This is a genomic window from Leucobacter aridicollis, from assembly GCF_013409595.1.
Classification (GTDB): Bacteria; Actinomycetota; Actinomycetes; order Actinomycetales; family Microbacteriaceae; genus Leucobacter; species Leucobacter aridicollis.
Map to the genome: position 1 here is coordinate 3,531,568 of NZ_JACCBD010000001.1, position 18,480 is coordinate 3,550,047.

Genomic DNA, 18,480 nt, shown 5'->3' on the forward strand with positions numbered 1-18,480 from the left:
CACCCGCTATCGCCGTCTCTGCGGTCGATAGGCCGCGCTGTAGCGCGCGCGAACGCGCACGCCAGGGCGGGTGAATGCGGGGTAACTTCGCCGTCGGTGAACGCCGCCCCCTCAATTCGCGCTCGTGCGCGGTGGCCCGATAGGATCTCCAACGGGGGATTCAGACCTGTATTGGGCAGGTTGGAACCAATTTCTGGGGCCGCTGTCGTGGCCCTTACGCAGGGACGCGTGTATGTATTGCGCGTCCCTCTGTTTTGTTTCTGGGGGGAAGCGACGATGTCTGAGTACATCGCGCCGCGTTCGCGCGCGCGCATTTTCATCAATTGGTTAGCGGGGGCGCTCGTCGCGTTGCTCGTCGTCGGTGGCTTTAGTGCACCGGCGATGGCCGCGGGCGGCAAGGTCACCGTCTTCCCGGCGAGTTCGAACGGGCAAGACCACAACGGCGTGCCGGTGATGCCTGGTGGCGACACCTTCAACTTCCAACTCGGCTACGGCTCGATGGATGATGGGGCCGTCTCGATCATCACGCTGCCTGAGGGAGTCACGATTCCCGCTGAGGCGCTCGTGGTTCCCGCGGGGAACACGGCGGTGAAGTCGCTTGAGATGAACTCGGCAGGGCAGCTGGTCATCACGTTCGCCCCCGAGTTCCCGAGCGACGTGAACCAGGGCGTGCTCGATCTGAAGTTCACTGTTGAGAAGGTCGAGCACTCCGACGTGCGCGAGTTGAACTGGGACGTCGACGGCGTTCCGACCTCGCAGACGATCATTGTGACGAAGCCCGGTGATAGGCCGAGCTCGACGAACGATAGCGCTGATAAAAGCGTCCAAAACACGAACATTAAGCACACCATCGTCGACGGCAAGGTCGTCATCGACGAGAGCGTACTCGGAACGAAGATTCCCTACACCGTCACGGTCAAGAGCAAGCAGGCTCGCGACGTTGTGCTGACCGACACGCTCGGAAAGCACCTCGCCCTCGTTGAGGGTTCGCTCAAGGGCTCGAAGGTCGTGCGTGACGAGAACGATCTCAACCCGATCACCACCCCGCTCGAGGCGCTTCCCAACATCTCCGGCGAGAGCTTCACTCACAAGTTCCCGGCTGAGGCCAACTCGATCTACACCTTCACCTACGAGGCGACCATCGCTGATGCTGCGGCGCTCAACGCTGTGCGCGAAGAGCTCCAGGCTGCATACGACGAGGCTGCCAAGAAGGAAAATGGCGGCGGGTACGCGGTCACCTTGAACAACAACGTCTCGGTCGCGGGCGAGGAGAAGAGCGCGGGCATCACTATTCAGGGAAAGGTCGACCCCGCCCCGAGCCCCGAAGCTAAGAACCCGTTCACGAAGTCCGTGAACCAGAGCGACGTTGCGCTCACCGACGAGCTCGTCGGCGGCGCGAAGCTCGACGAGCCAATCAAGCTGGACTACACGCTCGGCGCAGATCTCACGGTCTTCGAAGAGTTCGAGCAGAACCCCACGCACAAGCTCGCGCAGAACGTCGTCATCAGTGACGACCTGCACGCTCCAGCAGTGTGGACCGGCAGCGCGCCGGTCCTCACCGACGCCGCCGGCACCGCCATCCCGCTCAAGGAGGCGACCGGCCTGACCGGCGCTATCGAGACGGCGATCGCCGCGGACGAGTACGTGAACACGTACCTCTTTGACGGCCAGCGGCTCTACGTCAACATCGGTAAGGACGTCACGAAGAAGTACACCATCAAGGTCGCGGCGGAGCTTCCTGAGCTACCGCCAGAGGCGGCCGAGCAGACGCAGTACGTTCTGAAGTTCCGCGCCGACAACGAGGCGAAGTTCATCTACGGCGGCAACAAGCCGGTCACCAAGTGGGCGACGACGGTCATCACGACGCCCAAGGACCTCGACGGCGCGGTGATCGACGACAAGGACAAGTTCAAGAAGTCCGCGACCGGCGGCACGCTGACCGCTGTCGCTGGCACTTCTGTCGAGGTCCCCTACCAGTTCAAGGTCGGCGCCGGTGTGGGCAACGCGCTCAACTCTCGCATCATCGACGCTGTAGATCACAGCATCTTCAATGTGACCGAAGAGACGCTGCCGCAGATCAAAGCTTCAATTACCGGTAAGTATTCCGGGAAGCCGTTGAATGGCGACGCCTTCACGCTTGTGCTCGACAAGGATGACAAGCTCGTTATTTCCCCGAACGCCGAGTTTGCGTCACAGGCCGGAGCCGCTAACGAGAAGCTCACCGAGGCCTGGGAGATCGAGTTCAAGCTCCCCACCCACGTGCTGAAGGGCAAGCAGACGCTCGACATTAAGAACGCTGCGAGCTACGAAGGAACGGACCTCGAGTACACCTTCACGTCCAGCTCGCAGACCAAGGCGACGAGCTTTGGTAACGAGATGGAGGTTCAGAAGCGGGTCTACGACGCGAAGAACGACGCCTTCACCACAAACCTGCGCGCAGAAACCGATGAGAGTGGCAAGCTGCTCAAGGACACGTTTGTGTACCGCGTTGAGCTCATGCCGCACGGCACCTTCTCAAACATGGTCGAGCCCGTCACCGATGTGCTCCCTGAGGGTGTGGAGTTCGTTGGCTTCGTAGCGCCCGGGGATGTGAAGGGTGACAACGTCGACTCGAACCCGAGCTACAGCGTGCCTGGCTCGAACCTCACTGCGAACTACGATGCCACGGCCAACACCGTGACGCTCGAGAAGGGCAGGCTTGAGAGCGGCAAGACGGTGAGCCTGTTCTTCAAGGTCAAGCTCGTTGACGCCAAGGAGAACGTCGGCGTCACGAACCTCATCGGCACGTCCGGCGCGACGATCACCCCGACGAACGACTACCCGCTGAGCCTGCTGAAGCGCGACAGCGCAGACGCCACCAAGCTCATCACCGACAAGAGTGCGGTCTTCTCCGTTCTCGCGGCCGACAAGCAGACCGTCGTGCTGACCGACCTTCGGGTTGAGAACGGCAAGATCGTCACCGCAACTGGTGGCACCCCCGTCGTGAAGCAGCCCGGAACCTACTGGCTGCGCGAGGACGTTGCGCCTGGCGGCTACAAGAAGTCGGACGAGCTGCTGGAAATCGGGTTCAAGGCCGACGACAGCGCGAAGGAGGTCGTGCTCTTCAACGACCGCCAGAACTACGCGATCGGCGACTTCACCTGGATCGACACCAACCGTGACGGTATTCAGGACACGGGCGAGCCCGTGCTCCCCGGCGTGACCGTCGAGCTCATCAAGGACGGCGAGGTCATCGCGACGACGAAGACCAACGCCGACGGTCGCTACCTCTTCGACGAGCTGCCTGCGGGTGAGTACCACGTGAAGTTCACGCTGACGGAGGAACAGCAGAAGCTGTACACCTTCACGACGCAGAACACGGGCAAGGACGGTGCTGTCGACTCCGATGCGGATCGCGAGACCGGCCTCACCACGAAGATCGTGCTCGGCGACTCGAACACGAACCTCACCAAGAGCTACGATCACGGCAAGGTGAAGGCGACCGAGGGCATCGACCCGACGTGGGACGCCGGCGTCGTGCTGAAGAGCTACGCGATCGGCGACTTTACCTGGATCGATGAGAACAACAACGGCGTGCAGGACGAGGGCGAGGAGATCCTCCCAGGCGTGACCGTTGAGCTCATCAAGGACGGCAAGGTCATCGATTCGACCGTCACCGACAAGAACGGCCTGTACCGTTTCGACGACCTGCCTGCCGGCGAGTACCAGGTGAAGTTCACCCTCACTGAGGAGCAGCAGAAGGAATTCCGCTTCACCGAGCAGACCGCTGGATCGGACGACGCGCTCGATTCGAACGCGAACCCCGAGACCGGGCTCACCACGACGATCGTGCTCGGCGACTCGAACACGAACCTCACCAAGGATCCTGCGTTCGGCGAGCTGAAGGCCACCGAGGGCATCGACCCCACCTGGGATGCGGGCGTGATTCGCAAGACCTACGCGATCGGTGACTTCACCTGGATCGACGCGAACCGCGACGGGATCCAGGACGCCGACGAGGAGATCCTCGCTGGCGTGACAGTCGAGCTCATCAAGGACGGCAAGGTCATCTCGGAGACCACGACGGACGACGCGGGCCGGTACATGTTCGACCGCCTGCCTGCCGGCGAGTACGAGGTAAAGTTCACCCTCACTCCTGAACAGCAGAAGCGCTACGTCTTCACCAGCCAGCTTGTTGGCGAGGACGGAACCGTCGATTCGAACGCCGACCCGAAGACCGGGCTGACGTCGAAGATCGTCCTGGGGGATAGCAACGAGCACCTCACCAAGGATTATGCGTTCGGCACCGTCGAGGCCACCGAGGGTGTTGACCCGACGTGGGACGCCGGTGTGGTGCTGAAGACCTACGCGATCGGCGATTACACGTGGATCGATGCGAACCGCGACGGTATTCAGGACGCTGACGAGGAGATCCTCGCTGGTGTGACCGTTGAGCTCATCAAGGACGGGGACGTCGTCAAGACGACCACGACCAATGCGAGCGGCCACTACATGTTCGATGAGATCTTGGCTGGCGAGTACGAGCTGAAGTTCACGCTCACTCCCGAGCAGCAGAAGATCTACACGTTCACGAAGCAGACCGCGGGCTCCAATGATGCGCGCGACTCAAACGCTGACAGGACGACCGGTCTCACCGCGAAGGTTGTGCTCGGCGATTCGAACACGAACCTGACGAAGGACTACAAGACCGCTGCCGTCAAGGCCACCGAGGGCATCGACCCGACGTGGGACGCCGGCGTGGTGCTGAAGACCTACGCGATCGGCGATTACACGTGGATCGACGCGAACCGCGACGGGATCCAGGACGCTGACGAGGAGATCCTCGCTGGCGTGACCGTCGAGCTCATCAAGGACGGGGACGTCGTCAAGACGACCACGACCGACGAAAACGGCCGCTATGTCTTCGATGGCCTCAACGCTGGCGAGTACCAGGTGAAGTTCACGCTCACTCCCGAGCAGCAGAAGATCTACACCTTCACCGACCTCGCGGCCGGCGAGGACGACGGGGTGGACTCGAACGCTGACCGCGCGACGGGCCTCACGACAACGATCGTGCTCGGCGACGACAACGCGAACCTCACGAAGAAGTACGACTACGCAGAGCTCGAAGCGACAGAAGGCATCGATCCCACCTGGGACGCCGGCGTCGTGTTGAAGACCTACGCGATCGGTGACTTTACGTGGATCGATGCGAACCGCGACGGGATCCAGGACGCTGACGAGGAGATCCTCGCGGGCGTGACCGTTGAGCTCATCAAGGACGGGGAAGTCGTCAAGACGACCACGACCGACGAGACCGGACACTACATGTTCGACAACCTCAACGCTGGTGAGTACGAGGTGAAGTTCACGCTGACCGACGAGCAGAAGAAGGTCTACACCTTCACGAGCCACGTGATCGGTGAGAACGGCGCCGTCGACTCGAACGCCGATCGGAAGACCGGCCTCACGACGAAGATCGTGCTCGACGACTCGAACCCGCGCCTGACGAAGGACTACCCCTTCGGCACTGTCGAGGCGACCGAGGGCATCGACCCGACGTGGGACGCCGGCGTGGTTGTGAAGACCTACGCCGTTGGCGACGTGGTCTGGATCGACGCGAACAAGAACGGCGTCCAGGACGGCTCCGAGAAGGTGCTTCCTGGCGTCACCGTAGAGCTCTTCCAGGACGGGGAAGTCATCGCGACGACCACGACCGACAAGAACGGCCGCTACAAGTTCGACGATCTGAACGCTGGCGAGTACCAGGTGAAGTTCACGCTCACCAAGGAACAGCAGAAGATCTACAAGTTCACGAAGCAGACTGTCGGCTCGAATGGCGCTGTGGACTCGAACGCTCACCCCGAGACTGGCTTCACTGCCACGATCGTGCTCGGCGACAACAACTCGGATCTTACGACCGAGTACGAGTTCGGCGAGGTCAACGCCACCGAGGGCATCGACCCGACCTGGGATGCTGGCGTCGTCGTGATCGACATCCCCGCGACCGAGATTCCGGGCGCTGAGAACCCCGGCACCCCGGGCGTGAACGAGCTGCCGCACACCGGCGGCCCGCTCCCGCTCCTCGTCGGCGGACTCGCGTCGCTGCTGCTGCTCGCTGGTGCTTCGCTCATGGTCTGGCGCCGCCGGACCGCGTAATCACCTAGCGCGCTGCGCTGCAGAAGGGCCCAGCCCGGCACATGCCGGGCTGGGCCCTTCGCCGTTTTGGATGGAGGATGCGGGTGGCGTGAGCCGTGGGCCGGCCAGGTTGCTGGCTGGCGCTCCTTGTCGGACGCGGGGAATAGTGTGGGGGCATGGCGAGACGACAGGCAGCACACACTCCTCGGATAGAACGGCTCGTGCTTCACGACCTGGAGCCCGGTGACGCGGCAGAGTTGACCGCCGGCGCGGACCTTGATGGGATGCGGTTCGACGACGCGCGCGTCGCAGCGCCACTCGGTGGCGCGACGTTCCTTGAGTGTGAGCTCGTCGAACTCACCGGCGACCGCATCGACCTCCGCGGTGCCAGCGTGCTCGAGTCCCGGGTGCTGCGCCTCGCTGCCCCGGTCGTGTCGGCTCCCGGAAGCGCGTGGCGTGACGCCGAGCTCATCGAGTCCCGCGTGGGCGCCCTCGACATGAGTAGCTCCGAGGTTCGGCGGCTCGTCGTCGAGGGGTCAAAGATCGGCTGGATCAACCTCCGCGGATCGGTCGTGCACGACGTCGTCTTTCGGCACTGCGTGTTTGACGAGGTCGACCTCGGCGCGGCGAAGACGGCACGCGTCGCGTTCGAGGACTGCACGACCGACAAGCTCACGCTGACGCAGCGCACGGGCGACGCGCTCGACCTGCGCGGGCTCGACTTTCGCGCACTAGAAGGATTCGAGGGCCTTCGGGGCGCTGTGCTGTCGCCGAACCAGGTCGCGCTCATGGCAGAGACGCTCGCGGGCCACTTTGGCGTGAGCGTCAGAGAGTAGGCCGGAGGGGTGGCCTCGGGCGGGAGGAGGGAATAGCCTCGGGGAAACACTGGTTGTGGTCAATGATACCCCCAGGGGGTATGGTTGTTAGTGACCCAGATGCAATGCGAGGGGAACCCCAGATGAAGGACCACGAAAACCACGGCGCCACGCACGGTGCCGGTGCCGCCCACAGCGGCCACACAGACCACGCGGATCACGTCGACCACGACACCCAAGCCGACCACGACGCCGGCTCGGGTCACGGGGGTCACGAGGGCCACGACGCTCACTCCGGTCATGACGGCCACGATAGCCACTCTGGCCATAGTGGTCACGATGCCCACTCGGGCCATGGCGGTCACGACGGTCACGCTGGCCACGGCGGCCATGAGGGCCACGTCGCGCAGTACCGGCGCATGTTTTGGATCATGCTGGTCCTTGCGATTCCGACCGTCGCGCTGTCCGGTATGTTCGCGTCGATCGTTGGGTACCAGCTGCCGGCCGCGCCGTGGCTCGCGTGGGTGTCCCCAATCTTGGGAACCATCATGTACGTGTGGGGTGGCAAACCGTTCCTCACGGGCGCCGTCGACGAGACTAAGGCGCGCAAGCCCGGCATGATGCTGTTGATCGCGCTCGCGATCACCGTCGCGTTCCTCGCGTCTTGGGCTGCAAGCCTCGGTCTCGTCCACCATGAGCTCGACTTCTGGTGGGAGCTCGCGCTCCTCGTCGTCATCATGCTGCTCGGCCACTGGATCGAGATGCGCTCGCTCGCGCAGACGACGTCGGCGCTCGACTCGCTTGCCGCGCTGCTGCCGGATGAGGCTGAGCGCGTCGAGGGCGGCGAGATCGTCACGGTCTCGCCGAGCGCCCTGCGCGTCGGTGACGTCGTCGTCGTGCGTCCCGGCGGGAGCGTCCCGGCGGACGGCAGAATCGTCGACGGGCGGGCCTCGTTCGACGAATCGATGGTCACGGGCGAGTCCCGCACCGTCGGCCGTGGTGTGGGCGAGCCCGTCTCCGCCGGCACCGTCGCAACGGACTCTGGCGTGCGGATCGAGGTGACAGCGATCGGTGACGACACCGCCCTCGCTGGGATCCAGCGGCTCGTCACGGAGGCGCAGAACTCCTCGTCGCGCGCCCAGCGGCTCGCCGATACGGCCGCGGGTTGGCTCTTCTGGTTCGCGCTTGCCGCAGCCGTGGTGACGGCGATTGTCTGGACGCTTGTTGGCAACCCGGACGACGCGGTGGTTCGCACGATTACCGTGCTCGTGATCGCCTGCCCCCACGCGCTGGGCCTGGCAATCCCGCTCGTCGTCTCCATCGCGACTGAGCGCTCGGCGCGCGCCGGAATCCTCGTGAAGGATCGCCTCGCCCTCGAGAGCATGCGGCTCGTCGACTCGGTGCTCTTTGACAAGACCGGTACGCTCACCAAGGGCGAGCCCACCGTGACGAACGTCGAGCCGGCCGGGGACTACACCGCCGACAGCGTGCTCGCGCTCGCGGCGGCCGCGGAACAGGACAGTGAGCATCCGCTCGCCCAAGCCATCGTCCGCGCCGCCCGCGATCGTGGGCTCGACGTGCCCGCCGCCGCCGATTTCACCTCGTCGCCTGCGGTCGGAGTGACCGCGACCGTCGACGGGGCGGTTGTGCGCGTCGGCGGGCCGTACATGCTGCAGGAGGAGGGCGCGAGCGAGCTCGACGCCGCCGACGAGTGGCGTACCCGTGGGGCGATCATCCTGCACGTGCTGCGAGACGGCTCGGTGATTGGCGCGCTCGCGCTGAGCGACGAGATCCGCGCAGAGTCCCGCGATGCGGTTCGTGCGCTTCACAAGCTCGGCGTCGAGGTCGTCATGATCACCGGAGACGCGGAGGCGGTTGCTCAGACCGTGGCCGATGAGCTCGGGATCGACAGGGTGCTTGCCGGCGTGCGCCCCGAGGACAAGGCCGCGGAGGTGCTCAAGCTGCAGGGCGAGGGCAAACGCGTCGCGATGGTCGGCGATGGCGTCAACGACGCCCCCGCGCTCGCGCAGGCCGATGTGGGGCTCGCAATCGGCGCCGGGACCGACGTCGCGATTGCCTCTGCCGGTGTGATCCTTGCGAGCGACGACCCCCGTTCGGTCGTGTCCGTCATCGAGCTGTCGCAGGCCACCTACCGGAAGATGCGCCAGAACCTCTGGTGGGCGGCGGGCTACAACCTGATCTCGGTGCCGCTTGCCGCTGGCGTGCTCGCCCCGATCGGATTCGTACTGCCGATGTCGGTGGGCGCGATCCTGATGTCCCTCTCCACGGTCGTGGTCGCGCTGAACGCGCAACTCCTCCGCCGCCTCGATCTCCGACCGGAGGTGACAACGCGACGAGTGCTTGAAAGCTGACAAACGCGTGTGCCACCGGTAGTCTCGGTGGCACACGTATTGTCTGTTTCGGCGGGTCGGGGGGCCTGGCGAAGACACAGACGGCAGAAGGGGGAGTGCCGTGCCACACGTCGGCCAGGACACGCGCGAGATCGAGCTCGCGGATCAGCTCACGTTCCAGCTCTACGCGGCATCGCGAGCCATGGTGTCCGCGTACCGCAAAGAGCTGCAGCCGTTCAATCTGACCTATACGCAGTATCTGACGATGCGAGCGGTGTGGAGCGGCGACGGCCGGCCCGTCTCAGACCTCTGCGCCGAGCTCGAGCTCGACTCCGGCACGATCTCACCGCTGCTCACGAGGCTGGAAGCAAGCGGGTACATCTCGCGCGAGCGGGTGAGTGACGACGGCAGACAAGTGCGGGTATTCTGCACCCCGCTCGGCCGCGACCTGCGGGCGCAGCTCATGCACCTGCCGGGCAGCGTCGCTGAGGCCTCCGCCATCAGCGAGCCCGAGATCGAGCGGCTGTGCGGCATGCTCGGAACGCTGCGTGAGGCCGTGCGCGGCGTCTAGCGGCGTTCCCCGCTGCCGCGCTACCGCTGGGGGTCCGGCAGCGAGATGGTCCCGGTGACCGACTGGGCATCGGCCCATTGCTCAACGCCGCGCACCTCGGGCAGCCGATCCCGCGTGAAGACGGGGTCGAGGCCCGCCCTGCGCTGCGCGGTGTAGTCGCGCAGCAGCTTGAAGGCGATGCCGGAGAGCAGCGCGATCGCCACGAGGTTGAGGAGCGCCATCACCCCCATGATGCCGTCGGCGAGGTTCCAGACGATGTCGGCGGAAACGACCGATCCGGCGAAGACTGCGAGCACGGCGACGACGCGATAGCCCGTCAGAACGCCACCGCCCGTGCGGAGAAACTCGATGTTGGACTCGCCGTAGTAGTAGTTTCCGAGGATCGACGAGAACGCGAGCAGGAAGATGATGATCGTGAGCAGGATGTTCGCCCACGGACCGAGGGTCGAGACGATGGCGGCCTGGGTGAGCTCAATGCCCTTCGCGGCGCCGGCGAGGTCCGGCGTGGCGACGAGCACGATGAAGGCCGTGATCGAGCAGATGAGGAACGTGTCGAAGTAGACGCCGAGGGTCTGCACGAGTCCCTGCTTGACGGGGTGGGTGACCGCGGCCGAGGCGCCCGCGTTCGGGGCGGAGCCGAGCCCGGCCTCGTTCGAGAACATGCCTCGCTTGATGCCGGTGAGGATCACGTAGCCGAGCGCTGCGCCGGTGACCTGCTGTGCGCCAAAAGCCGAGGTGAAGATCGTCGCGAACACCGCGGGGATCTCGGTCACGTTCAGAGCAACGATGACGAGGCCGACGAGCAGGTAGAGCAGCGCCATGACGGGGACGAGCGTCTGGGTGACGGAGGCGATGCGGCGCACGCCGCCGAAGATCACCGCGGCCATCAGGATCGCCAGGACCGCTCCGGTGGCGATGGGCAGCCAGGACGGGGCCTGGGTGCCCAGGCTGCCCGAGAGTGTCGCCTGGATCGTGTTCGCCTGGAGCGACGAGAACGCGATCGGGAAGCACGCGATGAGCACGATCGAGAAGAGCACGCCAAGCCAGCGCGCGCCGAGCCCCCGCTCCATGTAGTATGCGGGTCCGCCGCGAAACCCAGTCTCGTCCTTGGTCTTGTAGAGCTGCGCGAGCGAGGACTCGACGAACGACGAGGCGCCGCCGACGAAGGCCATGAGCCACATCCAGAAGACGGCGCCCGGGCCGCCGATCGCGATCGCCGTGCCAACGCCTGCGATGTTGCCGACGCCGACGCGTGACGCCGCGGAGATCGTGAATGCCTGGAACGCGGACACCGACTGGGGTTCACCGTTCTCGTCCCTCGGGGTCTTGTCTGTCAGCGTGCGGAACATGTCGGGCAGCAGCCGAAACTGCACGACGCCGGAGCGGATCGTGAAGTAGAGGCCGAGCGCTACGACGACGGGAAGCACGAGCCAGGTCCAGAACTGGTCGCCCCACTGGGCAAGGAGATCGCTGATCGCATCCATGGGACGAGCCTAGGGGAGGCGGTTCGTCGCCGAAAGGGGGACGTGGCACAGTCCGCCTGTGCTAGGCGGCGGGGTCGGTTCCATCGACGTAGAACCAGCTGCCCTGTTCGCGCACGAACCGGCTGCGCTCGCGCTGCTCGAAGCGCCCATCGGGTGTCCTGCCGATCGCGGTGAACGTGACGTTGCCTGCCGTGTCGAACGGCCCGCCCGCCTCGGTCTGTTCGACGATGAGCCGGAGCCAGCGCGTGGTCTTGTCGAGTTCGAGTTCGCTGGGGCGCGTGCTCGCGTGCCAGCTGCGCAGCAGGTAGGCGGGATCGCCGATGGCGAAGGCGCTGTATCGGGATCGCATGAGCTGGGCGGCGGTGGGCGCCGGGCTGCCCGCGTGGATCGGCCCGCAGCAGCTCCCGTAGGGGTTGCCGAGGCCGCACGGGCAGGGGGCGGAGGGCTCGAGTGGCGTCACAGCACCACGGTACTCGGTCCGAGAGTTGCGGCCTGTACTACTGTCGCAATACAGTGGTACATGACGGGTGCTAGCCCCGTCGAAGGAAGGATCACAGCATGCAACTCGACGATTCCCGGCCCATCTGGTCGCAGCTCGTCGACGAGTTCAGGCGACGCATCGCCTCGGGGGAGTGGCCGACGGGCCTGAAGGTTCCCTCGGTGCGCGAGCTTGCGCTCGAACTCGGGGTCAACCCCAACACCGTGCAGAAGGCGCTCGGAGAGGTCGACAGGCTCGGCCTCACGCTCGCCGAGCGCACCGCGGGACGGTTTGTCACGAGTGACGAGGCCGCAATCGCTGCGGCGCGCGGCGCGCTCGCCGCAGCCCAGGCGGGTGCGCTCGTCGCCACTGCCCGGGGCCTCGGCATGACGCTTCCTGAGACCGTGCAACTGCTGACACACCGCTGGACGGACGCCTCCGACACAGCGCACACTGAAAGGACACCCGATGAGTGAGCACACCCTGCCACTGTCACCGCCCGCGATCGAGGTGCGCGGCCTCACCAAGGCCTACCGTGGTCGCCCGGCGCTCGCGGGCCTCGACCTCAGCCTGTACCCCGGCCAAATCGTCGGCCTCATGGGTGACAACGGCTCGGGCAAGACGACGCTCCTGAAGATCCTCGCGGGGGTCCTCGCAGAGTGGGAGGGCAGCGTACAGATCGCCGGCAACGCTCCTGGCGCGGCGTCGAAAGCGCAGGTCTCGTTCCTGCCCGACGCATCGTTCCTGCCCGACGCGCACAAGCCAGAGGACTCAATCGCGCAGTACGCGCGGTTCTTCGAGGACTTCGATGCGGCCAAGGCGCGGGAGATGGTCGACTTCTTCGGCCTCCCGTGGGATCGGAGCCTGAAGGAAATGTCGAAGGGCATGCGGGAGAAACTGCAGATCTCGCTCGCGATGAGCCGCCGCGCACGCGTGTACCTCCTTGACGAGCCGATCTCAGGCGTCGACCCGGCCTCGCGCGACGTGATCCTGCGCGGGATCCTCTCGAACTTCGCGGAGGACGCGCTGATGCTCGTCTCCACCCACCTCATCCAGGACGTCGAATCGATCGTCGACTCGGTCGTGTTCCTGCGGGGAGGAACGGTGCTCCTGCAAGGCAGCGCTGACGAGCTCCGTGAGCATCACGGCGTGAGCCTCGACGCGCTCTTCAGAAAGGTGTACGCAGCATGATCGCCAAGTTGTTCAGCCAGGAATTCATCTCGACCCGTAAGACGCTGTTGACAACCGCCGGAATCATGCTCGCCGTGATCCTCATGGGATACGCGGTCGCGATCCTCCGCGTGCCCATCCTCGATGGTCTCGGACTCGGGGCCGGCATCGCCGGTTCCATCGCGTTGACTCCGGTCGTGCTGGCGGTGCTCGTCGCGCATTACTGGCGCTCCATGTACGGCGCGCAGGGCTACTTCACGATGACGCTGCCCGTGCGCGGCCGGACCATCTTCGCGGCGAAGGTACTGTACGGCATTGTCGTCTCGTTCGTGGCCGCTGCCCTGACGGTGGCGCTGCTCGCGATCGCGGCAATCGCGCTCGCGGTATCCAAGGGCGCCGCACCGCTCGACTTCCTCCGCGAACTGTTCACGACGCTCGATCCCGGGCTCGCCTGGTTCGTCGCCGTCGTGCTGCTCCTGCAGCTCGTGTTCTCGGTGGTCGCCGGGGCCGCGCTCATGTCGATCGGTGCCGAGGGCCGCTTCAACCACCTCGGGTTCGGCGCCCCCGTGATCTTCGCCGTCGTGCTCTACTTCGTGATGCAGATCCTCGGCCTCGCGGCGATGATGTTCCTGCCACTCGGCATCCGCGTCGGCGGCCCGGATGCGGGCACCCTCGTCGCGCAGGGCATGCTCCCGGACTTCCTCGCCGCAGTGAAATCCGGTGGAGCCGCGGCGGCCGAACCGGCAGTGCTTGGCCTCGGAGTGTTCGTCGTCTCCCTCGTGCTCGGCATCGTGCTCGCCTGGTGGGGCGCCCGCTCCGTCGACCGCCGCACCTCGCTCCGCTAGCGGGCCAGCTGCAACTCGTGCTGAACGGCGCCCCTGATCTCAGTGAACTCGGGCGCCGTTCCCGCGTGTTCGATGCCGTAGACGGGCGGCACGGGCAGCGAGTTGTAGTGAAACGGGTTGCTCGCGTAGTACGCACCCGTGTCGAGCAGGGCGACAATATCTCCCTGCTCGAGCACGGGGAGCTCGCGGCCCCTGGCGACGAGATCGCCAGCGAAGCAGCACGGGCCGGCCACGTCCTGTATCTCGGTGACGGCGGCCGGCTTCGGGGCGCCTGCGCTGTCGAAGCCCTCGACACGGAGCGGCCACGCCTCGGGCATAAACACCGTGCGGGTTGCGACCTGCGCCCCAGCGTGGGTGATCGCCACCCGGCGGCCGCCGACCTGCTTCGTGTACTCGACGTACGTCGCGATGAAGCCGTGTTTCGCAAGGATGCTCCTGCCGAACTCGGTCACGATCTCGTAGTCGCCCGAGAAGAGCCGTGGAGCACCCTCTGCGAGCGCGGCGACGTAGTCGTTAAACGCCGAGATCGGGGCGTCGGTTGCGAAGTCGACGGGCAGCCCGCCGCCAATGTCGAGGGTGCGGATCTGCGCGTAGCCAGCGCGGAAGTTCACCTCGTCGGCGAACCGCACGAGCTCATTCACACCCTCGGCGATCAGGGGGAGCGGGCAGCCCTGCGACCCGACGTGGGTGTGCGCTCGCCGCAGCCACGGCGAGGCGAGGTACGCCTCGATCAGCTGCTCGCGCATGCCCGGGTCGCGCAGGGGTACCCCAAACTTCGAGTGCGCGCTCGCCGTGCTCATCGCGGCGATCGAGCCGGCCCCGACCTGGGGGTTCAGGCGGATCCCGATCTCTGAATCCGACCCGCTCTCCTCGATGATTGAGCGGACGCGGGCGAGCTCCTGGAAGTTGTCGACGTTGAGCGCGGCGCCGAGGCCGAGCGCCCGCCGCAGCTCACCCCACGACTTCGCGGGGGAGTCAAACACGAGCCGCTCCGGCGTCATCCCGGCGGCGAGGGCGGCGCTGAGCTCGCCGTCACTCGCGACCTCCGCACCCATGCCGAGCTCCCCGAGGCGGGCGAGCACCGGCACGAGCGGATTGGCCTTCACCGCGAACGCGTGGAGCACGGGAATGCCCCGTGGGAAGGCGCCGAGCAGGTGCTCGACGTTGAGCTGCACGCGCTCCCAGTCGAGGAACGCCACGAGCGGCGAGTGTTCTTCGTGCAACAGACCCTGGGTGAGGGCCGCGGTCAGGATCTGTGATCGGCGGGCTGAATCATTCATTGTGGTCAGGATCTGCGCTCTCGTGCTCGTGGACGGTGCGGGGCTGTTCCGTGGCGAGGCGTGCCCCGTCACCCAGGCTAGGATTATTCGTTTGGCGGCAGATCAGTCCAGGGGGATGAGATTTGCTGCCGAATTCATCCCAAGAGGATGAAGAGACCACTGGGCCCAGCCCATATGGTGAATCGTGCCCTGCGGAGCTGCATGGGTCGTGGCCCATTGGCACACCATCGGGTGTTGTACAGCGATGCGTTGTCGCGTGGGCCCAACATAGTGAACATCAGAAAGAAATAACATGACTACCGCTATCAAGCCGGGCGCAGGCGCCCAGACGGCGACGGCCAAGACGCATAGCACCGCGATCACCTTCTGGCAGGGTGTTGCGATCATCTTCGGCGCAAACATCGGCGCGGGAATTCTCGCACTTCCCTACGGCGCGCGCAGCGGCGGCTTTCCCGCGCTGCTGATCGCCCTGATCGTCGCCGGCTTCCTCACCACGGCATCCATGCTCTACGTCGCCGAAGTTGCGTTGCGAACGAAGGAGCCGCTGCAGCTCGCCGGCCTCGCCAAGAAGTACCTGGGCAATGTGGGATCGTGGTTGGTGTTCGCGGGAGTCGCCGTAAACGGACTCGGCGCGCTCATCGCGTATACCTCGGGCTCCGGGAGGATCCTTTCTGAGTTGCTCGGCCTGCCCGAAGCGGTTGGCAGTCTCCTCTTCTTCATCCCGGGTGTGCTTGTCGTGTGGTTTGGACTCCAGGCGACTGGGCGCTCTGAGCAGGCGATCACGATTGCGATGCTCGTGCTGATTCTCGTGCTCTGTGGCTGGACGTTCTTCGGCCCCGGCATCGATATTGCGAACGTTACCTACGTGCAGCCGTTCTTCATCATTCCAATCGTGAACCTTGCGGTGTTCGCGTTCATCGCTCAGTACACCGTTCCTGAACTCGCGCGCGGTCTCGCGGAAACGAACCCACGCGCGTTGCCCCGGGCGATCGTCGTTGGTATGTGTGCAACGGGATTCCTCCTCGCACTGGTTCCGCTTGCCGCGCTTGGAATGATGGGGCGCGAAGGCATCACCGAGGTGGTTACTGTCGCCTGGGGTCAGGAACTTGGGTCCGCCGCGTACTACCTGGCGAACATCTTCGCCGTCCTTGCAATGATGACCTCCTTTTGGGCGATCGCACTCACGCTGATGACAAACATCTTCGACCGGTTCAAGTGGCCCTCCGAGGGGGCGCCTGGATACCGTGTCGCCGCGATTGCGATTGTCGCGATTCCTGCGTTTCTCATTGGGGTGTTCAAGCTCGCCGGCTTCGTGTCGGCCCTTGGATACGCCGGTGGGTTTGCGGGTGCGATCATGTCGATTGTTCCCGTGCTCATGCTGCACCGAGCGCGTAAGCACGGTGACCAGGAACCCGCGTGGCAGGCGGGATGGGTGTCGCATCCGATCGTTCAGGGCCTCCTGATCCTGGTATTTGGCCTTGCGTTTGTGTACTCGCTGGTGTCAGCGTTCGGCCTCGTCCCTGACGGCTGGGCCTAATGCGCCGCATCCCTGCGACATCCGCGATCACGGCGTTCTCAGCTCACAATGAGCCGGTCGCCGTGGTCGCGCTTGGTGAGTCGTTCGAATGCGAGACGCAGGACTGCTATGCGGGACAGATCACCTCCGAAGCAGTGCTACGTCCGCACATCGACATGGCTCATTTCAACCGTGCGACCGGCCCCGTGTACGTTGAGGGCGTGCGCGCGGGGGCGATGATTCGCGTCGAGGTCGAGGCCATAGAGCTCGCTGATACGGGCATCATGGCGCTGTCGCCGGGTCTAGGGGTGCTCGGGGACCGCATCAGCGTGCCAAGCACTCGGCTAGTGCCGATACGAGATGGGCACGCCTGGGTGACTCCCGCCACGCCCGTTGCGTTGGCGCCAATGATTGGGGTCCTTGGCGTGGCTCCGAGTGGAGAACCTGTTGGCTCTTCTTGGCCGGGTACACACGGCGGAAATCTCGATACTCGCCTGCTTCAAGCCGGCACCGCCCTCTTCTTGCGCGCTCGCCACGACGGCGCCTTGCTTGCGGTAGGCGATCTGCATGCTGTGCAAGGTGATGGCGAACTCGGCGGAACTGGCGTCGAGATTGCCGGCCGCGTACGCTTGCGCGTTGAACGGGCTGTTGTTCAAGGCGAAGAAATGTATGCGGGAGAACTGCCAGCGCTGCGCCACGAGGGCGGGCTGAGCTTGCTTGCGAGTGCGGCGACAATCGAAGAGGCCATCCGCACGGGCTTTGCGGCTGCAGTTGATGTGATCCAGGTTTGGCAGGGACTTGCCTGGGAAGACGCGTACCGCACAGCCAGCCTAATCGTCCGTTCTGAAGTGAGTCAGGCAGTAAACCCGCTTGTTACGGCGAGGATCACGATCCCGCGCGAGTGGTGCCCGGAACCACTGTTTGACGAGGGGCGCGCGTGACGGGCATGGTCAAGATCGTGATTGTCGAGGACCACCCGATCGTGCGCCTCGGGCTGGCGACCGTGCTCGGCGCGCACGAGGATCTCAGCGTCGTCGCAGAGGCGACGGACTCCGGAGCTGCGCTCGCCGCAGTCGCCAACACCTCACCGGATCTGGTGATTCTTCCATTGCGGCTTGGCGGCGTGCGCGATGGGCTTGAGCTCTGCCGCGAGATCAAGTCCTTCGAGCTCGGGCCGCGCGTGATGATGTACACGTCGTACACGAGCCATTCGGACGCGACGCTCGCGTTTCTGTCGGGCGCCGACAGTTTCCTCACGAAGGATCACCCCGAAGGGCGGCTCGTCGAGACCGTCCGGGCGACGGCTCGCGGCAGCAGGGTGTGGAACGTCACGACTGACACCGGGGTCAGCGCCAGGAGCCTGGAGGAGCGCGTTCAGCGCACGGCCCTCACCGCCCGCGAGCAGGAGGTGCTCGGGTTCATGCTGCAGCGCTACACGAACTCGGAGATCGCCAAGGAGCTGTTCGTCGGGGTGCCGACCGTGAAGACGCACGTCTCAAACGTGCTGCAGAAGCTCGGCATCGACAGCCGGCGGGCGCTCTTCGGCTGAGCTGCAGCCTCGCGCCTGAGCTGGAGCCCTGTGTCTGAGTTGCAGCCCCGGCAGTCTGCGGCCCGTCTGAGTTGCAGCCCTGCCCTGCCACGTCCGCTCCTCCACGTCCGCTCCGCCACGTCCGGCAACCCGATCGTCTGTGATCTGCAGATGCAATGCCCAAGTCCTAGGGGGTTGTGCATTGCATCTGCAGATCACATACCCAGTGCTGGCGGCTGCGGCTGTGGCTGTGGCCGCGGCTGTGGCGGGACAGGCAGAGGGTTGTGGCTGGGCAGTGAGGGGGCAGTGGGGAGCCCCCACAATC

Annotated in this window: 13 protein-coding genes; 10 read left to right on the top strand and 3 right to left on the bottom strand. The window is 65.3% G+C overall.

Going from position 1 to position 18,480, the window contains the following annotated elements; translation table 11 throughout:
* The first annotated feature begins 276 nt into the window (after positions 1-276).
* The 4 genes from BJ960_RS16240 to BJ960_RS16255 all read left to right on the top strand — a co-directional run bounded on the left by BJ960_RS16240 (position 277) and on the right by BJ960_RS16255 (position 9,854).
* Positions 277-6,138: an SdrD B-like domain-containing protein gene (locus tag BJ960_RS16240; RefSeq protein ID WP_185988036.1), complete on the top strand. Its 5,862-nt coding sequence runs from the start codon at positions 277-279 to the stop codon at positions 6,136-6,138.
* A 155-nt stretch (positions 6,139-6,293) separates the two neighbouring features.
* On the top strand, positions 6,294-6,953 hold the full coding sequence (locus BJ960_RS16245; RefSeq protein ID WP_185988037.1) for a pentapeptide repeat-containing protein: 660 nt from the start codon (positions 6,294-6,296) through the stop codon (positions 6,951-6,953).
* A gap of 122 nt (positions 6,954-7,075) precedes the next feature.
* The gene (locus BJ960_RS16250; protein ID WP_185988038.1) at positions 7,076-9,304 is read left to right on the top strand and encodes a heavy metal translocating P-type ATPase; all 2,229 of its coding nucleotides are present in this window, start codon (positions 7,076-7,078) and stop codon (positions 9,302-9,304) included.
* 100 nt (positions 9,305-9,404) lie between these two features.
* On the top strand, positions 9,405-9,854 hold the full coding sequence (locus BJ960_RS16255; protein ID WP_185988039.1) for a MarR family winged helix-turn-helix transcriptional regulator: 450 nt from the start codon (positions 9,405-9,407) through the stop codon (positions 9,852-9,854).
* Between the two features lie 20 nt (positions 9,855-9,874).
* Here BJ960_RS16255 and BJ960_RS16260 read toward each other — a convergent pair whose 3' ends face one another.
* Both BJ960_RS16260 and BJ960_RS16265 read right to left on the bottom strand, forming a co-directional pair.
* A complete protein-coding gene (locus BJ960_RS16260; RefSeq protein WP_185988040.1) occupies positions 9,875-11,338 on the bottom strand; it encodes an alanine/glycine:cation symporter family protein in 1,464 nt (487 codons plus the stop codon).
* Between the two features lie 61 nt (positions 11,339-11,399).
* The gene (locus tag BJ960_RS16265; protein WP_307814724.1) at positions 11,400-11,798 is read right to left on the bottom strand and encodes a YchJ family protein; all 399 of its coding nucleotides are present in this window, start codon (positions 11,796-11,798) and stop codon (positions 11,400-11,402) included.
* A gap of 98 nt (positions 11,799-11,896) precedes the next feature.
* Here BJ960_RS16265 and BJ960_RS16270 point away from each other — a divergent pair, with 98 nt between their 5' ends.
* From BJ960_RS16270 to BJ960_RS16280, 3 genes are read left to right on the top strand one after another with little or no spacing between them, the layout of a single operon-like run.
* Positions 11,897-12,292 (top strand): GntR family transcriptional regulator, encoded by a 396-nt coding sequence (locus BJ960_RS16270; RefSeq protein ID WP_121074683.1) that lies wholly within the window; start codon positions 11,897-11,899, stop codon positions 12,290-12,292.
* A complete protein-coding gene (locus BJ960_RS16275; protein WP_185988041.1) occupies positions 12,285-13,007 on the top strand; it encodes an ABC transporter ATP-binding protein in 723 nt (240 codons plus the stop codon). The genes BJ960_RS16270 and BJ960_RS16275 overlap by 8 nt, the downstream gene beginning before the upstream one ends.
* Complete coding sequence (locus BJ960_RS16280) at positions 13,004-13,831, top strand: hypothetical protein (protein WP_185988042.1); 828 nt, start codon at positions 13,004-13,006, stop codon at positions 13,829-13,831. Before BJ960_RS16275 ends, BJ960_RS16280 begins: the two co-directional genes overlap by 4 nt.
* Here the strand turns inward: BJ960_RS16280 and BJ960_RS16285 are convergent.
* A complete protein-coding gene (locus BJ960_RS16285; protein ID WP_185988043.1) occupies positions 13,828-15,111 on the bottom strand; it encodes a type III PLP-dependent enzyme domain-containing protein in 1,284 nt (427 codons plus the stop codon). The genes BJ960_RS16280 and BJ960_RS16285 overlap by 4 nt on opposite strands.
* Before the next feature lie 292 nt (positions 15,112-15,403).
* On the opposite strand from BJ960_RS16285, the gene BJ960_RS16290 reads away from it, so the two are divergent.
* From BJ960_RS16290 to BJ960_RS16300, 3 genes are read left to right on the top strand one after another with little or no spacing between them, the layout of a single operon-like run.
* Positions 15,404-16,648, top strand: coding sequence for an aromatic amino acid transport family protein (locus tag BJ960_RS16290; protein WP_185988044.1), 1,245 nt, complete (start codon positions 15,404-15,406; stop codon positions 16,646-16,648).
* On the top strand, positions 16,648-17,568 hold the full coding sequence (locus tag BJ960_RS16295) for an acetamidase/formamidase family protein (RefSeq protein ID WP_185988045.1): 921 nt from the start codon (positions 16,648-16,650) through the stop codon (positions 17,566-17,568). The genes BJ960_RS16290 and BJ960_RS16295 overlap by 1 nt, the downstream gene beginning before the upstream one ends.
* A 5-nt stretch (positions 17,569-17,573) precedes the next feature.
* Positions 17,574-18,176, top strand: coding sequence for a response regulator transcription factor (locus BJ960_RS16300; RefSeq protein WP_237463800.1), 603 nt, complete (start codon positions 17,574-17,576; stop codon positions 18,174-18,176).
* The last annotated feature ends 304 nt before the right edge of the window (positions 18,177-18,480 follow it).

Excerpts from the sequence above, each read along its gene's own strand:
- BJ960_RS16275 (WP_185988041.1), top strand. The coding sequence starts at position 12,285 with ATGAGTGAGCACACCCTGCCACTGTCACCGCCCGCGATCGAGGTGCGC.
- BJ960_RS16270 (WP_121074683.1), top strand. The coding sequence starts at position 11,897 with ATGCAACTCGACGATTCCCGGCCCATCTGGTCGCAGCTCGTCGACGAG.
- BJ960_RS16240 (WP_185988036.1), top strand. The coding sequence starts at position 277 with ATGTCTGAGTACATCGCGCCGCGTTCGCGCGCGCGCATTTTCATCAAT.
- BJ960_RS16295 (WP_185988045.1), top strand. The coding sequence starts at position 16,648 with ATGCGCCGCATCCCTGCGACATCCGCGATCACGGCGTTCTCAGCTCAC.
- BJ960_RS16290 (WP_185988044.1), top strand. The coding sequence starts at position 15,404 with ATGACTACCGCTATCAAGCCGGGCGCAGGCGCCCAGACGGCGACGGCC.
- BJ960_RS16280 (WP_185988042.1), top strand. The coding sequence starts at position 13,004 with ATGATCGCCAAGTTGTTCAGCCAGGAATTCATCTCGACCCGTAAGACG.
- BJ960_RS16250 (WP_185988038.1), top strand. The coding sequence starts at position 7,076 with ATGAAGGACCACGAAAACCACGGCGCCACGCACGGTGCCGGTGCCGCC.
- BJ960_RS16260 (WP_185988040.1), bottom strand. The coding sequence starts at position 11,338 with ATGGATGCGATCAGCGATCTCCTTGCCCAGTGGGGCGACCAGTTCTGG.
- BJ960_RS16300 (WP_237463800.1), top strand. The coding sequence starts at position 17,574 with ATGGTCAAGATCGTGATTGTCGAGGACCACCCGATCGTGCGCCTCGGG.
- BJ960_RS16245 (WP_185988037.1), top strand. The coding sequence starts at position 6,294 with ATGGCGAGACGACAGGCAGCACACACTCCTCGGATAGAACGGCTCGTG.
- BJ960_RS16285 (WP_185988043.1), bottom strand. The coding sequence starts at position 15,111 with ATGAATGATTCAGCCCGCCGATCACAGATCCTGACCGCGGCCCTCACC.